Source organism: Flagellimonas halotolerans (assembly GCF_035818535.1).
Lineage (GTDB): Bacteria > Bacteroidota > Bacteroidia > Flavobacteriales > Flavobacteriaceae > Flagellimonas > Flagellimonas halotolerans.
Genome location: NZ_JAYKYV010000006.1, coordinates 1 through 16,566, shown reverse-complemented (window position 1 = coordinate 16,566; position 16,566 = coordinate 1). Strand labels below are relative to the sequence as shown.

20 protein-coding genes and 1 other RNA gene are annotated in these 16,566 nt (G+C 42.6%); 13 read left to right on the top strand and 8 right to left on the bottom strand.

All coding sequences use genetic code 11. The features are described 5' to 3' along the window. Nucleotides 1-17 precede the first annotated feature (17 nt). The 3 genes from VM932_RS08550 (at nucleotide 18) to VM932_RS08540 (ending at nucleotide 3,949) form a co-directional block, all read left to right on the top strand. A complete protein-coding gene (locus VM932_RS08550) occupies nucleotides 18-1,058 on the top strand; it encodes a DUF368 domain-containing protein (RefSeq protein WP_326278398.1) in 1,041 nt (346 codons plus the stop codon). Beyond that, nucleotides 1,012-1,764 carry a shikimate dehydrogenase family protein gene (locus tag VM932_RS08545; RefSeq protein ID WP_326278396.1) on the top strand — a complete coding sequence of 251 codons (753 nt, stop codon included), beginning with the start codon at nucleotides 1,012-1,014 and terminating at the stop codon, nucleotides 1,762-1,764. Before VM932_RS08550 ends, VM932_RS08545 begins: the two co-directional genes overlap by 47 nt. A 142-nt stretch (nucleotides 1,765-1,906) precedes the next feature. Further along, nucleotides 1,907-3,949, top strand: a complete 2,043-nt coding sequence (locus VM932_RS08540) for a DUF349 domain-containing protein (protein WP_326278395.1) — start codon at nucleotides 1,907-1,909, stop codon at nucleotides 3,947-3,949. A gap of 248 nt (nucleotides 3,950-4,197) precedes the next feature. Here the strand turns inward: VM932_RS08540 and VM932_RS08535 are convergent, their stop codons facing one another. Then, nucleotides 4,198-4,383, bottom strand: coding sequence for a hypothetical protein (locus tag VM932_RS08535; RefSeq protein ID WP_326278394.1), 186 nt, complete (start codon nucleotides 4,381-4,383; stop codon nucleotides 4,198-4,200). Nucleotides 4,384-4,711: 328 nt separating this feature from the next. Between VM932_RS08535 and VM932_RS08530 the strand changes: the two genes are divergently transcribed. From VM932_RS08530 to VM932_RS08510, 5 genes are all read left to right on the top strand, one after another. Continuing rightward, nucleotides 4,712-5,182 (top strand): Hsp20/alpha crystallin family protein, encoded by a 471-nt coding sequence (locus VM932_RS08530; protein WP_326278393.1) that lies wholly within the window; start codon nucleotides 4,712-4,714, stop codon nucleotides 5,180-5,182. A gap of 95 nt (nucleotides 5,183-5,277) precedes the next feature. Then, entirely contained in the window at nucleotides 5,278-5,709 is a 432-nt protein-coding gene (locus tag VM932_RS08525; RefSeq protein ID WP_326278392.1) for an Hsp20/alpha crystallin family protein, read from the top strand. Between the two features lie 33 nt (nucleotides 5,710-5,742). Further along, nucleotides 5,743-6,018 (top strand): hypothetical protein, encoded by a 276-nt coding sequence (locus VM932_RS08520; protein WP_326278391.1) that lies wholly within the window; start codon nucleotides 5,743-5,745, stop codon nucleotides 6,016-6,018. Then, the gene (locus VM932_RS08515; protein WP_326278389.1) at nucleotides 6,015-6,503 is read left to right on the top strand and encodes a hypothetical protein; all 489 of its coding nucleotides are present in this window, start codon (nucleotides 6,015-6,017) and stop codon (nucleotides 6,501-6,503) included. The genes VM932_RS08520 and VM932_RS08515 overlap by 4 nt, the downstream gene beginning before the upstream one ends. A 101-nt stretch (nucleotides 6,504-6,604) precedes the next feature. Continuing rightward, nucleotides 6,605-7,384, top strand: a complete 780-nt coding sequence (locus tag VM932_RS08510) for a patatin-like phospholipase family protein (RefSeq protein WP_326278388.1) — start codon at nucleotides 6,605-6,607, stop codon at nucleotides 7,382-7,384. Between the two features lie 294 nt (nucleotides 7,385-7,678). On the opposite strand, the gene VM932_RS08505 is transcribed toward VM932_RS08510, so the two are convergent. The 5 genes from VM932_RS08505 to VM932_RS08485 form a co-directional block, all read right to left on the bottom strand. Next, nucleotides 7,679-8,095, bottom strand: coding sequence for a transposase (locus tag VM932_RS08505; RefSeq protein WP_326278387.1), 417 nt, complete (start codon nucleotides 8,093-8,095; stop codon nucleotides 7,679-7,681). Nucleotides 8,096-8,235: 140 nt separating this feature from the next. Further along, nucleotides 8,236-9,807, bottom strand: a complete 1,572-nt coding sequence (gene rny, locus VM932_RS08500; RefSeq protein ID WP_326278386.1) for a ribonuclease Y — start codon at nucleotides 9,805-9,807, stop codon at nucleotides 8,236-8,238. Nucleotides 9,808-9,859: 52 nt separating this feature from the next. Beyond that, nucleotides 9,860-9,969: non-coding RNA, 6S RNA (gene ssrS / locus VM932_RS08495), on the bottom strand. A 54-nt stretch (nucleotides 9,970-10,023) separates the two neighbouring features. Further along, nucleotides 10,024-10,317 (bottom strand): cell division protein ZapA, encoded by a 294-nt coding sequence (locus VM932_RS08490; RefSeq protein WP_292961381.1) that lies wholly within the window; start codon nucleotides 10,315-10,317, stop codon nucleotides 10,024-10,026. Nucleotides 10,318-10,331: 14 nt separating this feature from the next. Continuing rightward, entirely contained in the window at nucleotides 10,332-10,625 is a 294-nt protein-coding gene (locus VM932_RS08485) for a hypothetical protein (protein ID WP_014031632.1), read from the bottom strand. Nucleotides 10,626-10,793: 168 nt separating this feature from the next. Between VM932_RS08485 and VM932_RS08480 the strand changes: the two genes are divergently transcribed. After that, nucleotides 10,794-12,485 (top strand): M23 family metallopeptidase, encoded by a 1,692-nt coding sequence (locus VM932_RS08480; protein WP_326278385.1) that lies wholly within the window; start codon nucleotides 10,794-10,796, stop codon nucleotides 12,483-12,485. 162 nt (nucleotides 12,486-12,647) lie between these two features. Beyond that, on the top strand, nucleotides 12,648-13,295 hold the full coding sequence (locus tag VM932_RS08475) for a hypothetical protein (RefSeq protein ID WP_326278384.1): 648 nt from the start codon (nucleotides 12,648-12,650) through the stop codon (nucleotides 13,293-13,295). Here VM932_RS08475 and VM932_RS08470 read toward each other — a convergent pair whose 3' ends face one another. Beyond that, entirely contained in the window at nucleotides 13,296-14,444 is a 1,149-nt protein-coding gene (locus VM932_RS08470; protein ID WP_326278383.1) for a cysteine desulfurase family protein, read from the bottom strand. 109 nt (nucleotides 14,445-14,553) lie between these two features. Between VM932_RS08470 and VM932_RS08465 the strand changes: the two genes are divergently transcribed. Continuing rightward, nucleotides 14,554-15,075 carry a hypothetical protein gene (locus tag VM932_RS08465; RefSeq protein WP_326278381.1) on the top strand — a complete coding sequence of 174 codons (522 nt, stop codon included), beginning with the start codon at nucleotides 14,554-14,556 and terminating at the stop codon, nucleotides 15,073-15,075. Here VM932_RS08465 and VM932_RS08460 read toward each other — a convergent pair. Continuing rightward, nucleotides 15,072-15,614 (bottom strand): Smr/MutS family protein, encoded by a 543-nt coding sequence (locus VM932_RS08460; RefSeq protein ID WP_326278380.1) that lies wholly within the window; start codon nucleotides 15,612-15,614, stop codon nucleotides 15,072-15,074. The two genes, VM932_RS08465 and VM932_RS08460, sit on opposite strands and share 4 nt — an antisense overlap. A gap of 11 nt (nucleotides 15,615-15,625) precedes the next feature. Between VM932_RS08460 and VM932_RS08455 the strand changes: the two genes are divergently transcribed. Together VM932_RS08455 and VM932_RS08450 are read left to right on the top strand one after the other, a co-directional pair. Next, complete coding sequence (locus VM932_RS08455; RefSeq protein ID WP_326278604.1) at nucleotides 15,626-16,006, top strand: DUF2752 domain-containing protein; 381 nt, start codon at nucleotides 15,626-15,628, stop codon at nucleotides 16,004-16,006. Nucleotides 16,007-16,018: 12 nt separating this feature from the next. Beyond that, nucleotides 16,019-16,342 (top strand): CCC motif membrane protein, encoded by a 324-nt coding sequence (locus tag VM932_RS08450; RefSeq protein WP_293168251.1) that lies wholly within the window; start codon nucleotides 16,019-16,021, stop codon nucleotides 16,340-16,342. Nucleotides 16,343-16,566 lie beyond the last annotated feature (224 nt).

The window sequence follows — 16,566 nt, the reverse complement described above, 5'->3', positions numbered from 1 at the left end:
AAAAACCATCAGGTCACATGCCGCAGCAACCTAGAACATTTCTGGATAATTTCTTCTTGGTCATAAAAGGCCTGTGCATGGGGACCGCCAATAAGGTTCCGGGGGTTTCGGGCGGTATAGTGGCCTTTGTTGCCGGATTTTACGAGGAGTTTATCTACTCCTTACAAAAATTGAATTCCAAAGCGGTGAAGTTGTTCTTTAACGGCAGGTTCAAAAGTTTTTTCCGATACACCAATGCCAAATTTCTGGGCCTGCTGATTTTTGGAATGCTGGTCAGCTATTTTAGTGTTTCCCGGATTCTAGATTATTTTTTGGACCATAACGAGGTCTTTGTCTGGGCCACTTTCTTCGGAATGGTCATAGGCTCCATTTACCATATAGGGAAAGATTTTGCTCCTTGGAACAAACGTACCGTTCCAGCAGGGATCATCGGGTTAGTCATTGGAATTTCCATTAGTTTTTTAAACCCTGCCAAAGAGAACGACAACTTGTTTTTTGTTTTTTTCTGTGGCATCGTTAGTGTTTCCGGGATGACACTTCCCGGGCTGTCCGGCTCCTTCATATTGATTTTATTGGGAAACTATGTCCTGCTACTGGTAGATTCGGTCAACGCACTTTATGATACTTTTTCTGAAGTTTTCTCTGGGGATTTTAGCTTTGTAAAAAATTCCGAACGCATACAAATCTTAAAGATACTAGGAGTTTTTACCTTGGGGTCCGTTACGGGATTGGTTACCTTTTCACATTTGCTCAGTTATGTCCTCAAACATTTTAAAGCTACAACGACTGCGGTATTGCTAGGTTTTATCACAGGGTCTTTGGGCGTACTTTGGCCTTGGAAAAGAACTATTTTTAAGGTGGACAAAGCCGGCAACCCTTTATTGGATTCCAACGGGGATAAAATAATTCTCAACTATAAACGTCACCTCCCCCAAATGGCAGAGGCAGAGACTTGGTGGGCCATACTTTTTATTTTAACGGGGATTTTGGTATTATTGATTTTGGATTGGTATGGCAACAACAGAAAAAAAAATGAACAGGTTCGGGCTACTAGGTAGAAACATTTCCTATTCTTTCTCGCAGGGATATTTCACCCAAAAATTTAAAGATTTGGGACTGGATGACCATAGCTACGAGAATTTTGATCTTCAAAAAATCGAAGAGCTGAAAAGCGTGCTCGCCCAAGATAATCTTAGAGGGCTTAACGTAACCATACCCTACAAACAAGAGGTTATCCCCTATTTGGACGAGCTGGACGCCAAGGCATCGAAAATAGGGGCCGTAAACACCGTTCAGTTTACAGAAAATGGCCTAAAAGGCTTCAATACTGATGCTTATGGATTTCAAAAATCATTGGAACCCTTCTTGAAACCGCACCATAAAAATGCATTGATTCTGGGCACGGGCGGTGCCTCCAAAGCCGTCCGTTTTGTTCTGGATGAACTGGGAATTGCCAACACCTATGTTTCGCGTAGTAAAAGGGACGGGCAATACACCTACGACGAACTGGACCAAACCATCATTAAGAAGAACACCCTGATTATTAACTGCACCCCACTTGGCACCCACCCCAATATTGAGGACAAACCTGCACTCCCTTATCAATATATTGGAGCTGATCATTTGCTGTACGACTTGATCTACAATCCCGAAAAAACCAGTTTTCTAACTTCTGGCGAGGCCAAAGGTGCCGCCATTTGCAATGGGCTACAAATGTTGGAGCAGCAGGCAGAAAAGGCTTGGGAAATCTGGAACGATGCTTAAAAACAAGTAATCGGCATAGGGCTTTTACCAATCCGTACATCTATAAACTTCATCAAAAGAAGAATCAATACTTTTGCTATTAGACAATTAAGTTGTTAAATTGGCTATAATTTTCATCAATCAACAGGTAAACAAACAACGAATGCAGGAAAACGATCGTAAACTTCAGCAAACTGAAGGTGGAATAGAGGAAACATCAGAAAACACAAAAGGACAATTGGAAGAAGCCACACAAGCTGAATCTAAAGTGTCCGAAGAAACTGTATCTGAAACCGAAGAGTCTCAAAAGCCTGAGAAAGAAGGTATTTCCGAATCCAAAAGCGAGAAGAACGATTCCGAAGAACATATAGACGAGATTGACGAATCCAATGCTGAGGATGCTGAAGATGCTGAAAACGAAAAACGGCATACCATACCAATGCTGGATTACCACTCCATGACCATGGAAAACTTGGTCGGGGAATTACAGCGTTTGGTGAAAAATGAGAAAGTACAGGCCATCAACAAGCATGTGAGTGCCATTAAGTACGAGTTTGACCAAAAGTTCCAAGAGTTTCTTGACGAGAAAAAAGAAGAATTTATATCCAAGGGAGGAAATGAGATTGATTTTCGCTATAATTCCGTTGCCAAAAGGCAATTCAATGAGGTATATTCGGATTTCCGGGAAAAACGCGATCAATATTACAAACAACTCGATCAATCCCTAAAGGCCAACCTGCAAAAAAGGTTGGATATTATTGAAGAGCTAAAAGGCCTGATTGATATTGAGGAAGACATCAATACTACTTACAACAACTTTAAAGACCTTCAAAATAGGTGGAAAAATGCAGGCCCCATACCGCGCACCAATTACAACGATGTTTGGCGCACCTACCACCATCACATGGAAATCTTTTATGATTTTCTGCATCTAAACCGTGAGTTGCGCGACCTGGATTTTAAACACAATCTGGAAGAAAAGCAGAAGTTGGTGGAACGTGCAGAAGCTTTGGCGGAAGAACCGGATTTGAACAAAGCCTTCAGGGAATTGCAGACGCTCCATAAAATCTGGAAAGAGGACATTGGTCCCGTGGCCAAGGAACATCGGGAGGAAATCTGGGAGAAATTCAGCACCGCCACCAAGGCCATGCACCAGCGTAGGCAAGAACATTTTCAGGAATTGGAAAAGGTCTACGAGAAAAACTTGGAAAAAAAGCAAAAAATCATAGCTAACATCGCTAAAATAGCCGAAAACGTTGCGGATAACCACAGAGGCATCCAACAACAAATAAAAGAGGTAGAAGCGTTAAGGGATTCGTTTTTTAAGGCAGGCCGGGTGCCCCAAAAGGTGAACGAAGAAACTTGGAGCTATTTTAAGGAAACCGTACGTAAATTCAATAGGACAAAAAACGCCTTCTACAAAAATCAGAAAAAAGAGCAACAACAAAACCTTGAAAAGAAAAAGGAACTGTTGGAGTTGGCCGTTTCTTTGAAGGATAGTGATGATTGGACAGAGGTTACCCCGCAAATGAAACGTATTCAAAGGGATTGGAAAAAAATTGGCCATGTTCCCAGAAAATATTCCGACAAAATCTGGAAAGAATTCAAAGACGCTTGTAACCATTATTTTGACCGTTTGCACGCCGAAAAGAACGAGGCCCACAAGGAAGAATTCGAAAACTTTAAGAAGAAAAGCGAATGTCTGGACCGCCTCAAAGAATTTCAGCTTAGTGGCGACAAGACAAAGGATATTGAAGCAGTTAAAGCTTTTTTGGCCGAGTGGAAAAAGTATGGTCGCATTCCCTACAATAAAAAACACATCAATAGCAAGTTCAATAAAATTGTTGATGCCCTCTTTAAAAAATTAGGGGTAGGCAAACAACAATCGGAATTGCTCAAATACGGAAACAAAGTACAGGAACTTGCCAAAACAGAGGATAACTACGCCATTGGCAACGAACGTGTTTTTGTTAAGCGTAAGATTGACGAGGTAAAATCCGAAATTCGTCAGTTGGAGAACAACCTTCAGTTTTTCTCGGATGATTCAGAGGACAATCCTTTGGTCAAAGAAGTCGTCAATAAATTGGACAAACAAAAAGAGGCACTTCAAACTTGGAAAGAGAAAATGAAGAAGCTGAATATTTTGGAGCATAAACTCAACAGGGAGAGCGAAGAGGAAGAAACGGACAGCAACGAAGAGGAATAAAAGACCTTTGTGCGGCCCATCGGGTCTGTATACACTTTGAAATAACCAAAAAAGTCATACACCCCATTTATTCAAGGAAAGATTCAAAATGATACCAATCAACCATTTTTGGTAGTTTTTGACTTCCGTCAAACCCACCCCAACCCTACCAATTCTATTTAAAATTTTCATCTCAAAAACTGCATCCAAACAACCAACGACCCTAATTCGAAGGTAGCCCGCTTTACCATCAATTTTAATACCAGTGCTTAGGCCGAATAGGAAGGTCGCTTGGTCTTGGTAGGGGAATGGCCAAACTCGTATTCTTTGCTGTGGAGCATTCGATGGTACACGGTCTCGTCCATGTTGACGGGAATATCAAGATTGGGGAACTGAAGCTGATAGGAATTTCCTTTTTTTCCGATGAGCCGTACATTGACTGGTTTTTTCTCCATAACCTAAATTTTTAAAAAGGTTAAACCATAGAAAAATACCGTTTCGACTTGGTCAAACCCATTCCAAAGTTGAAATCCTATTAATCTCTTCAACTTAATTCTCAGTAAAATACTGTTTAAAATGTCAATATGACATATTTATTATAAATATTTTATTTAAATGACATTTTTAAACCCCGAGCATTCCGAAAAAATGACAGGGATTTTTAGAAGCTCTTAACAAAAAAATGACAGAAATCTATTTTGGCATTCCCTTTGCCCATTTAAAATCGGGGAATGGAAAGCCCCAAATTTTTAGACAATATGTTAAACTTAAATTTTTTAAATCATGAGCAATTTAGTTTCTGTACCAAAAAATGGAAGTTTGGCAAAATCGACCTTGGACTTCCCGACCTGGTCCAACTGGATCGACAGTTTTTTCAGTTCGGACCTGCCTCCAGTGTTCACCTCAAATTTTAACACCGGGATTACCGTACCCAAAGTAAACATCAAGGAAACAGCGGATGCCTATTGGGTAGAGATGGCCGTCCCCGGAATGAAAAAGTCCGATTTCCAGATCGATTTGGACAACCAACAGCTTTCCATCTCGACCGAGGTAAAACAAGAAGAGGAGGGCAAGGAGGACAACTACACCCGTAGGGAGTTCGCCTATGCATCCTTCAGGAGGTCTTTCACACTTCCCGATTCCGTTGACGATGGCAAGATTAAGGCCTCGTACATCGACGGTATTCTAAGCATTCATCTCCCGAAGAAGGAAGAGGCAAGGAAAAAGCCGGCAAGGACCATCAAGATTTCCTAACATTTAAGATTTTTTGAAAGTTAAATGGACTGGGGGCCAATAGACCGCCCCCCTTCCATTGAACCCTACAATTGTTGAACCTAAATTATTGAAAAATGAAAGTCTTTGGCAGAGAGATAGGTAAGGTAACCCAATTCCCACCTATCCTTATATGGTTAAAGAAATGGACAAAGCGCGTAACGGGCATTGGCAAGCTTAGACCAATGGCCATGCCATCGATGAGCAGCTCTATTGGGGAGACAGACTTTGGACTTTCCATCCCCAAGCCCGTGTTCGGTAAGGACAACGTAAAGATGGAACTTCAAGGCAACACTCTTATCATAAGTGGTGAGAAGAAACAATACCGTGAAGTAAGGAAAAGAAATGGGGCGCGAAGGGAGTTTGCGCGTGCCTCCTTCCACAAGACCTTGGACCTCCCTCAAGACATTGCCCCTGAGAGCATACATGCCACCCTAGAGAACGGGTTGTTGCAGGTGCGCTTTTCCAAAAGGAAAACAATCTACAGACGGCTCCTCAAGGTGGCCTGACTCTGACTGTTCAGTATTAAAAACAGTTTGTTCATGGTACGAAAGTTCAAGGCAGGTGACCGGGTCAAGGTAATAGGAGGTTCCGATGGCCCCAAGATGGAGGTCCTCAAATATATCGCCAAGAAGGAACCCCTATTTGGGTTTGTGGACAGGGACACCTATGTGGAATGTATGGTATCGCAATGGCGAGCGAAGATTCCGGATATCCCACCAAAACCGTCTTCCCAAGGTACTGGATCCAAAAGGAATGTTCAAGGCCTATCAAACTCGGCGATAGGAACAATGTTGAACCAAAAAAAAGAAAGATGAAAATTCAAATGCTATTTTTAACAGGTCTGTTACTGTCCCTGAACAGTTGCCAGGGCCAAAAAAAGAAGGAAAACAAATTGGTCGAGGAAGGCGGCCACAAAGAGGTCGAACAGCCCAAGGGCAGTTGGAAAGTCGATAGGGAATACGATGAGAAAGGAAACCTAATTCGCTACGACAGTATCTATTCCTGGTCCTCCGATTCGTTGAACGACCTCTCTGGTCTGGACAGGGACAGCCTTTTGAGCAACTTTGAATCCAAGTTCTACAGCCACTTTTCACAGTTCAGGGGCCAGGGGTTCGGGGACATTTTTGCACCGGACTCACTCTTTAGTAAAAGGTTCTTCAACGACGGTTTTTTTGAAAGCGATTTCGGGGAGGACTTTATGGAACTTGACAACATCAGAAAGCGAATGATGGAAAGACAAAAAAAGTTCCTGGAAAGATACCACTCCGACTTGGGGATCCAGGAAAGGGACAGTGTGTAGGGAACATAATATGGACTGGTCATTGACCAAACCCAGCTTCTTTTAAAATGAACATTTGAAGAAAGGGGGTGCTATATCTCCTCCAATGAAAACTTTTGAAGATGAAATCGGAAACATTGATCGATGCCACACTTGGATTGGTGCTCTCGGGTGGAGGGGTGAAAGGGATGGCACATATTGGGCTCTTGAAGGCTCTGGAACAACGTGGGATCTATCCAAGCCAGATATCCGGCGTAAGTGCCGGGGCGCTCGTTGGTGGGCTTTACGCGGACGGGGCTACCATTGAGGAAATGCAACTTTTCTTCAAGGAAACCCCCTTGCTCAAGTACAATTTTGTAACCTTGAACAAACCAGGACTTTTCGATACGGACAAGTACCTTCCCTTCTTTGATGACTTTTTCACGGCACGTCGGTTCGAGGAACTCGGTAAGCGGCTTGTGGTAGTGGCCACGAACCTGTTGAAGGGTGAACCCGTGTATTTCGAAAAAGGTGAATTGTTTGGCCCCTTGTTGGCCTCGGCGGCCTTGCCTCCGGTGTTCAGCCCTGTTTCCATCGATGGGCAGCTCTATGCCGATGGTGGGATCATGAACAATTTTCCCGTAGAGCCCCTGACCGGAGCTTCCGACGTGATTATAGGATGTTATGCCACGTCCATGAGGGAAGTGGGCAAGGGACAAATCAAGAGCGCCCTTCAAATTTCACAAAGGGCCAACCTTTTGATGCTGCACGCCAATGCCATGGACAAACTCTACATACCCGATCTGTTGATCGTGCCCGAGGAACTTGGAAAAATTGGGGTTTTGGACAAAAAAGGAATCGACAAGGCATTTGTCCTTGGCTACGACCATGCCAACCGGAGGCTGGATGAATGGTTACAATAAACCGGAAGTGTTGAGCAGAACAAAACACACAAATGACCTAAAACTATTCGGATATGGGAAAATTGGCAATCGGAATCTCTTTGATAGTGGCTATCTACGCCCTTTTCCTGCACATCACTTACCTGTGTTTCTTTAGGGATGGAAGTTCCCGACACTTAAGCCTTAATGGCTTTATCAAAAAATTCAAAGGGTTTTTAAGGTCGATAGGGAAAGGTTTGCCTGATGGTACAAGGCTTTAAGAAATAGCCCCACAACCAACAATTTAGAAGGTCCATACCTGATCGGTGACCTGGCTTAACACGGTGTGTGGGAGATATCGGTATCGTACAGCTCCTTGATGTGACCGGAGGTATCCCGGTAGCTCATCCCAAGACCGTAGAGACCAATGATCTTGTCCGAAAGGCTGTCCGCTAAAATGGTCTGGCGCTTTTTGACCAGCTCCGGTTCAAAACTGCTCTGAAAATCCTGTGGGGTCTCAATATCAAAAGAACCAAAACCGCTCTTGAGTTTTTTCTTTCCCTTGCCATTGCGCTTATTGCCCTTGGCCAGCTCATCGCTGTCCAGATGGGAATCCATCTCGGCAGAAAGCGCTTTTTCGATTACGTTCTTTAACATAGGCGCAAAAGCACCGTCCTTACCAAATAAACTCTTGCCTGATATAAACTGGTCAAGTACTTTTTTCTCGAATTCCTGTTGTTCTTTTGTAGTCATAATTCTGTTTGAATGAAATAAATAAATAATCCTATTCAGACAGAGTTTACACCCTGATCAACAAAGACATGCTTGCATCAATCAACGGACTTTTTCCAACAAGGAATCTACGTTCTTCAACCAAACCATCATGTGTCAGCTTACTTGGCTACGTTCACCGATCGCGTTTCACGGATTACGGTAACCTTAACTTGACCGGGATAGGTCATATCGGTCTGTATTTTTTGTGATATTTCGAAAGAGAGTTCCGCTGCTTTGTCATCGTTCACTTTTTCGCTTTCCACAATTACACGCAGTTCCCTTCCTGCCTGAATGGCGTAGGCTTTCTGTACCCCATTGAAGCCGAAAGCAATATCTTCCAAATCCTTTAATCTTTGAATGTAGGAGTCCAAAACTTGTCTCCTAGCTCCAGGACGTGCACCGCTGATAGCATCACAAACTTGGACTATGGGAGAAATTAAAGTGGTCATCTCGATTTCGTCGTGGTGGGCTCCGATTGCATTGCAAACCTCTCCTTTTTCACCATATTTTTGTGCCCATTGCATACCTAAAATAGCGTGGGGCGTTTCCACTTCAACTTCGGCCATTGGAACTTTACCTATATCGTGAAGCAATCCAGCCCTTTTGGCCAATTTAGGGTTGAGTCCCAATTCCGCGGCCATAACGCCACAGAGTTTGGCTACCTCCCTTGAGTGCTGCAATAGGTTTTGTCCGTAAGAGGAACGATATTTCATCCGCCCAACCGCCTTTATCAGTTCTGGGTGCAGTCCGTGGATGCCCAGATCGATTACGGTACGCTTGCCTATTTCGGCAATTTCTTCATTGATTTGTTTTTCGGTCTTCTTCACTACCTCTTCAATGCGGGCTGGGTGAATTCTACCATCGGTCACCAATCGGTGCAACGACAAACGGGCCACTTCCCTCCTAACCGAATCAAAGCATGATAAAATAATGGCCTCTGGGGTATCATCTACAATGATCTCAACACCTGTGGCCGATTCCAAAGCACGGATGTTTCTACCCTCTCGGCCAATAATACGGCCTTTAACGTCATCCGACTCCAAATTGAACACCGACACACAGTTCTCCACAGCTTCCTCGGTTCCGATACGCTGAATGGTGTTGACCACGATTTTTCGGGCTTCTTGCTGTGCGGTGAGCTTAGCTTCTTCCAAGGTGTTTTGCAGATACGCCATAGCATCGCTTTTGGCAGTTTCCTTTAAAGATTCCAACAATTGGGCCTTGGCATCTTCTGCGGAAAGTCCCGAAATCACCTCCAACTGTTGTACTTGGCTCTTGTGGAGCTTTTCAACCTCAGATTGTTTTTTGTCGAGTATCTCACTTTTGTACTCGATTTCTTTTATTTTTTGTTGAAACTGATCGTTAAGCTTTTTGTTCTTGGCCAATTCGCTGCTAACTTGTGACTCTTTGTCCCTTGTACGCTTTTCGGCCTCTGCAATTTTTTTATCCTTATTGATGATGACTTTCTCGTGCTCCGCCTTCAACTCCAAAAACTTCTCCTTTGCCTGAAAAATCTTATCCTTCTTTATGCTCTCGCCTTCTTTACTGGCTTCCTTTATAATATTGGCTGCTTCTTTTTTTGCATTGGCAATGGTCTTGGACGCTTTGCCTTTCTCCATCATCTTGGCAATTGCAAATCCTATTGCCAGCCCCACAACAGCTGCGCCAACAATAACTATGATATTATCCATGTTTGCTTGTGTTTAGTTAAAAAAAAAGCCCACATCGGAAGAAGTTTTGTACAAACTCCAAAATACAAGTTTAGGGCTAACAGACTGATCAAGGATCCCTATACAAGTAGGGCCTGCTTTTACAACCTAAACTCACCCTTTCTAATTATAATAGTGTTGAGTTTGTCAAAAATAAATTACCAATGTGGGCAGTAACAATATTTTATTTTAAAGAACTTATTCTCCCAATTTGGAGTGAACCAATTCATCCAAGGCCCTGAGGCGCTGCATGGCGGCCTCTGCATTTTCTGAACGTTCTATTCCACCTTGCTCAATTTTGGAAGCAAATTGCAGGGCACACATGGCCAAAACATCCTGCTTATCCCGAACGGCATAGTTTTGCTCAAACTTTTTTGCCAAATTTTCTATGTTCTTGGCCGCTTTTCGCAACCCTTCCTCTTGCTTGGGGTCAATCGTCAAAGGATATACCCTGTCGGCAATGGAAAGCTTTATTTTGAGCTTCTCGTCCATAATCTCGGTATCCGTTAATCCGCCAACTTGGCTATACAAACATCAAGTTCGCGGATCAATGTATTTATTTTGAGCTTAGCTTCTGTTTTACTACTAGTATTACCACCCAGCATTGTGTTCGCCATTTTTAGGGAGTCATATTTTTCCTCCCATTCTTTTAGAGCACTCTCTTTGAGTTCGTTTTTCTCCTTTTGAAGTTCCAATTCCTGTTTTAGTTTGGCATTCACTTGGTGCAACAGCTCCATTTTGTGCAGCAGTTTGCTCACCTTGTTCTCCAAAGAATCCACAATCTCAACAAGTTCGCTCATATATGCAAACAACAATACGTATTACACAAAGTTAACCAACCTAGCATAACCTCGCAATACTTTTTGGATTTATTCTTAGAGCCTGTTTGAAGTACTGATGGGTTGTCTTAAAATCTTTTTATCAAATAAAAACATTGGTTACTTTCGTAAGGAAATATTGATTTTTATATGCGCCACAACTTTTTTATAGCCTTTTTTTTTATCGTATTATACCTGCCTGCCCAAAAAAATTACCCCCAAGGTGAATTTCGTTCCCCTTTGGACATTCCCTTGGTGCTAGCGGGCACTTTCGGTGAACTGCGCTCCAACCACTTTCATTCGGGAATGGACATTAAGACCCAGCAACGGCAAGGACTGCCGGTTTATGCCATTGCAGATGGCACGGTAACGCGCATCAAAGTTTCGCACTGGGGCTATGGAAAGGCCCTGTACATAGCACACCCCAATGGATATACCTCGGTATATGCCCACCTTAAAAAATTTGGCCCTGAAATAGAGGAGTATGTAAAGAAAGTTCAGTACGAGAGGCAGTCCTACGAAGTGGAAATGTTCCCCGATTACGGCGAGTTAAAAGTCAGTAAAGGCAGTACAATCGCTTTCTCAGGAAACACGGGGGGGTCCGCGGGGCCCCACCTCCATTTTGAAATACGAAGCAGCGTAAGCGGCAAACCCACCAATCCCCTGCTCTATGGTTATGAAGTAAGGGATGCGACAGATCCAACCTTGTCTGGACTATATGGCTACCCGTTGTCCGAAGGTGCCCTGATCAACCAAAGTGCTGAGAAAATCCAGCTAAATTACACAAGGCAGTCCGATGGTTCTTTTTTGGCCGATAAGGTAACCGCCATTGGCACTATTGGTTTTGGCATCGATACTTTTGACCGTTTGGACATGGCGGCGAACAAAAACGGGGTATATGCCGTTAAACAATCGGTAAATGGCAGGGTGTTTTCCGAATTCGACTTTGAATCTTTCTCCTTTGGGGAAACACGTTACATCAACACACTTATTGATTACGCCCATTTTTATGATCATCGCCAGCGAATCCAAAAATGTTTTAAGGAACCCTACAACCATTTGAGCATCTACAAATCACTTTACAACGATGGTAAAATCAATGTGGAAGAAGGAATGTCCTACAAGGTGGAATTGCTCATTTCAGATTTGGCCGGAAACACCACCAAGCTCATTGTTCCGGTTGAAGGGAAACGGGAGGAAGAAAAAATCGGTGAAATTGATGGTACCACTGAAAATTTTGTAATTGCCGACAAACCCAACAACTTTGATCTGGGTGCGGCCAAAGTGTATTTTCCTGCCAGTACATTTTATGAGGATTTCTTCATCAACCTGGAAAAAGGGAACGATACCATCACCATACACGACAATAGTATTGCGGCGCACCGGAATTTTACCATTAGCTTCGATCCTTCAAAATATTCGGCTGAAGAAAGAAAGCAACTATTTATTGCGCATTTGGACAGTAGAATGAACCCTTCCTATTCCAAAACCTACAAAAGGGATGGTTCCTTTACCACCCGGACCCGTACTTTGGGCACCTACACATTGGTAAGGGATAGTATTGCGCCTGTAATACGGCCCAAGAATTTTAAGGAAAAGCAATGGTTGAGCAACTATAGTTATTTGAGCCTCACCATATCTGATGATCTTAGCGGTATTGACAGCTATTCGGCCACCTTGAACGGAAAATGGATCTTGATGGAGTACGAACCCAAGACCAATACCATAACATACAATTTTGACGACAATATCTCCAATGAAACGGAATGTGAGCTAAAAGTTACGGTTACAGACAATGTGGGCAACTCTACGACCTATACAGGCACGTTTTTCAGGAAATAGCGTTATTTTTGCAAACGAAAAATCGCCTAGACCGATTTCCTTAAAATTAATCCATTTTTGATGTAGAACGTCGGGGAATAAAACCTTCAATGCGAAATTCAAACTCAACTTTTTATAGGCTTCGGCCAATTAATTGCCGAATGCTTGGCTAAATAAAATTTGATGAAAAAAATTGTCTTTGTTTTTGTTCTTTTTGCTTCGACCCTAACTATGGCGCAAAAAAATATTTATGAGAGCATACGGTTTGATGAATTTACCAAAGACCATGAAATTTTGGCGATTGTTCCCTTTATAGCACATTTGGAGCTCAAAAAAGCCGTGGACAGGGAAGAACTGAGCATATTGGCCGAAAAAGAAGGGTACGCGGTACAGAACGCACTGGAAACCTATTTTTCCAAACGGAAAAAGCGGAAAAAGTTCAGTGTGGACTTCCAAAACATTAGGAACACCAATGCCATTTTGGCCCAAAATAATATCAACTACGACAATATCGACACCTACACCACCCAAGAATTGTGCAAAATTTTGGATGTCGATGGAGTTATAAGTGGCAACCTAAACCTAAACATCTTACTTTCCGAGGGCGTGCCCACCGATTTCAGTATTTTGGATTACTTCAGCGGAGATGCCAATTATGGTCGCATTGGGGTGAAAATAAGTGATGGCGAAACCGGAAAATTGCTGTGGAAGTACGAAAACGAAATCTCCAAGAAAACCGGTAAAAACACCACGGAGCTCATCGACAAAATGATGAAAACCGCATCCAGAAAATTTCCTTACGACAGAGAAAAACGCAGGAACAGAAACTGATTAACTGTTCGCAAATTCCTTTAATACCTCAACAGCGTAGTCGAGTTCTTGCTTGGTGTTGTAGATGGAGAAAGAAAAGCGTAGACTTGGCTTTTCCAATTCCTCACCGGACAGAATCTCGTTAAGCACATGCGACCCTTGGTTGCTTCCAGATTGGCATGCACTGCCTTTGGAGCAGGCAATTCCCTTCATATCCAAATGAAACAAGAGCATTAGCCCTTTTTGTTTGTCAAACGGCAAGCGAATATTGGCCAAGGTATAGGTACTTTTCTCCAAATCACCTGAAAGTCCGTTGCATTCAGCTCCCGGTATCTCCTTTAAAACTTGGTCTACAAAATATTTTTTAAGCTCTTTTACGGTTTTGGCCTCTTCATCCAAGTGCTCGTAAGCCCTGACAAAGGCCTCTTCCAAGCCTACAATGTTGTGAAAAGGTTCTGTTCCCGCTCTAAAGCCCCTTTCTTGGGCCCCACCAACGATCAATGGTTTTAATCCAGAATTTTTTCTGATAAAGGCAAATCCGACGCCTTTGGGCCCATGGAATTTATGGGCTGCCGCAGTCATAAAGTCAATATGTATAGCCTGCGCGTCCCAAGGATAATGTCCAATGGACTGAACAGTATCCGAATGGAAAAGTGCATTGTTTTCTTTGCAAAGTTCACCAACGGCAGCGATATCCGTAATATTGCCAATCTCGTTGTTCACATGCATCAAACTTACCAACTTCCTGGAACCGTCCTTCTTGAGCAAATCCTCCAAATGTGCTATGCTGGGACTGCCAAATTCATCTAAATCCACATACCGAACATTGGTATTGTACTCTTTTTCGAGTTCTTCCACGGTATGCAGTACGGCATGGTGCTCTATTTTGGAGGTAATAATGGTCTCAACCCCTAAATCCCTAACAGCACATCGCAAAATCATGTTGTCGGCTTCGGTCCCCCCTGAGGTGAAAATGATTTCAGAGGGTTGGGCATTCAAGGTTTTGGCAATGGTCTTTCTTGCTTGTTCTACGGCGGTTTTTGCCGACCTTCCAAAACTGTGCGTGGAAGATGGGTTGCCATAATGCTGCGCAAGCGCTTGTTGCATGCGCTGAATAACCTCTTCCCTTACCTGCGTTGTAGCAGCATTGTCCAAATACACTTTTTGCATGGTTGAGTTCACTTTTAACAGGGGTAAAAATACGGGAAATAAAGTTAATTTCTTTTAAAGTAGATCTTAGTATTGGCGTATTATAATGGAATTGCTTTAAATTTGGCGCATGAGAAAATTTATCTTTTCAATTCTTACTTTGGGCTTGCTATTTTCTTGCAGTGATGGCGACCTTCAGATTGAAACCATTGATTTTGACAGTGTTGCCGTTCAATATTGCTCTGCCCCGGTCAGGAACGCAGGAAATCTGATGTTCAAAATAAATGAGAGCGAAGCCCTTATCTTACAACTGCAAAGTGGGGTCTTGAACAATGGCATTGTAGGAGACACCATAGTCACCGAAAGTACAGTGCCCGGTCAATCTCAAGTTACTTACAGGGTTTTCTCGGATGCTGTGGACAATGCTTATTTCTGTGATGATATTCCAGTGGTAGAACCCACAGTTATTGATGAAGTTATTGCGGAAGATGGATTGGTAATCGTGGAAACCATGCTGGCCGAAAACGATAGCACCCTTTTTGTACACAATATTAGCCTGAGCGGAATATCTTTTGTTACGGGCAACGGGGAACGCATTACCAATTTGGCCATAAACGAGTTTGGCGAGGTGACCACCACCGTTCCCAACTAGCTGCTCTGATAAATATAAACCTCGGTGGCACCTAATCCGTATTTTTGATACTCGGCATCGTAAAATTCCACATTGTCATATTTCTTGAACAAGTAGTGCAATTCCTCTTTTAGAACGCCTTCACCCACCCCATGGATAAACACTACTCGTTGGATGCGTTTTCGTATCGCAAAATCCAATTGCCGTTTGGCCGTATCCAATTGAATGTTCAGCATATCGTAATTGCTCATTCCCTTACTGGATTTAACCAATTGATGTATGTGTAGGTCCACCTCCATTTTGGGAGCGCTGCGCTCTTTGGGTTTTATGGTCGGTGCTTTTCTTCTTTTGGGCAATTCCTTTTCTTTTTTGATTCTGGCCACTTCATAATTGGTCACCGAAATATGGCCTTCGATTTTGACAAGGTCACTGATTGCATATTGCATGGGGAAACCATCATCGGTAATCAGGGTTACCCTGTCACCATCCACTTTTTGTACAATTCCCGCAATTGCTTCGTCCAACACCTCTGCCCTATCTCCAATAGAAAATTTGCCCATAATTGATCGCTGTGGTAAAAAATGATGTAAAAATTAAACCCGAATACAAAAATAATAGTATTTTTCGGGCACTACAGCCTATGATGAACCTAACACCAACCATAAACGCCTTTAGTTTAGAAAACTACATGCTGCCGTGCCTCAATAAAAAAATATTGGGGGTGGATTGCCCAGGTTGTGGGTTGCAACGCTCCGTTGATTTGTTGTTGCATGGTGAGTTTGTGGCCGCTTTTCAGATGTATCCGGCCATTTATACCATTATACCTCTGTTCGCCATGATTATCAGCAATAAAGTATTCAATTTAAAGGTAGATAACCGATTGATCACCGGTTTAGGCGTAGCAACCGTTGCTCTAATTTTAACAAATTATATATTCAAATTCATCCATTAAACATTATTAACCATGGAACAAAAAAATTTACCCAATGTAACTATCGCCCTAGTTTTGGCCATTTTATCATTTCTTTGCTGCTGTTTCGGGGGAGCACCCGGTCTTGTTCTAGCGGGAATAGCTTTCTTTTTGGTCAAAAAAGATGAAAAAACGTATGCTGAAAATCCAGAGGTATACAAAAATTACAGTACATTAAAAACAGTTAGGATACTTGCGATAATAGGCATGGTCATTGGACTACTTTATCTATTGTATACTTTATGGTCGATCAACCAAATGGGAGGCTGGGAAGGCTATATGGAAAAAGTACAGGAAATGACAGAACAATATCAATAAAAACAAATAAACCACTATTGGATTTGAAATCCATAGTTTTAAAGATAAGAATGAAATTCTTTGTCATTGGGAATCAAGTCCTCCCTCAATCCCTCCAAAGGAGAAAAGTTTCTCCCTTTGGGGAGGGACATTCAGGAGTAAGCCTGCTTTTTCATGAACATTAAACTAAATGCCACTGAACCATATTGGTTTTAGTGGCATTTTTCATTTATATGTTGTGCTCT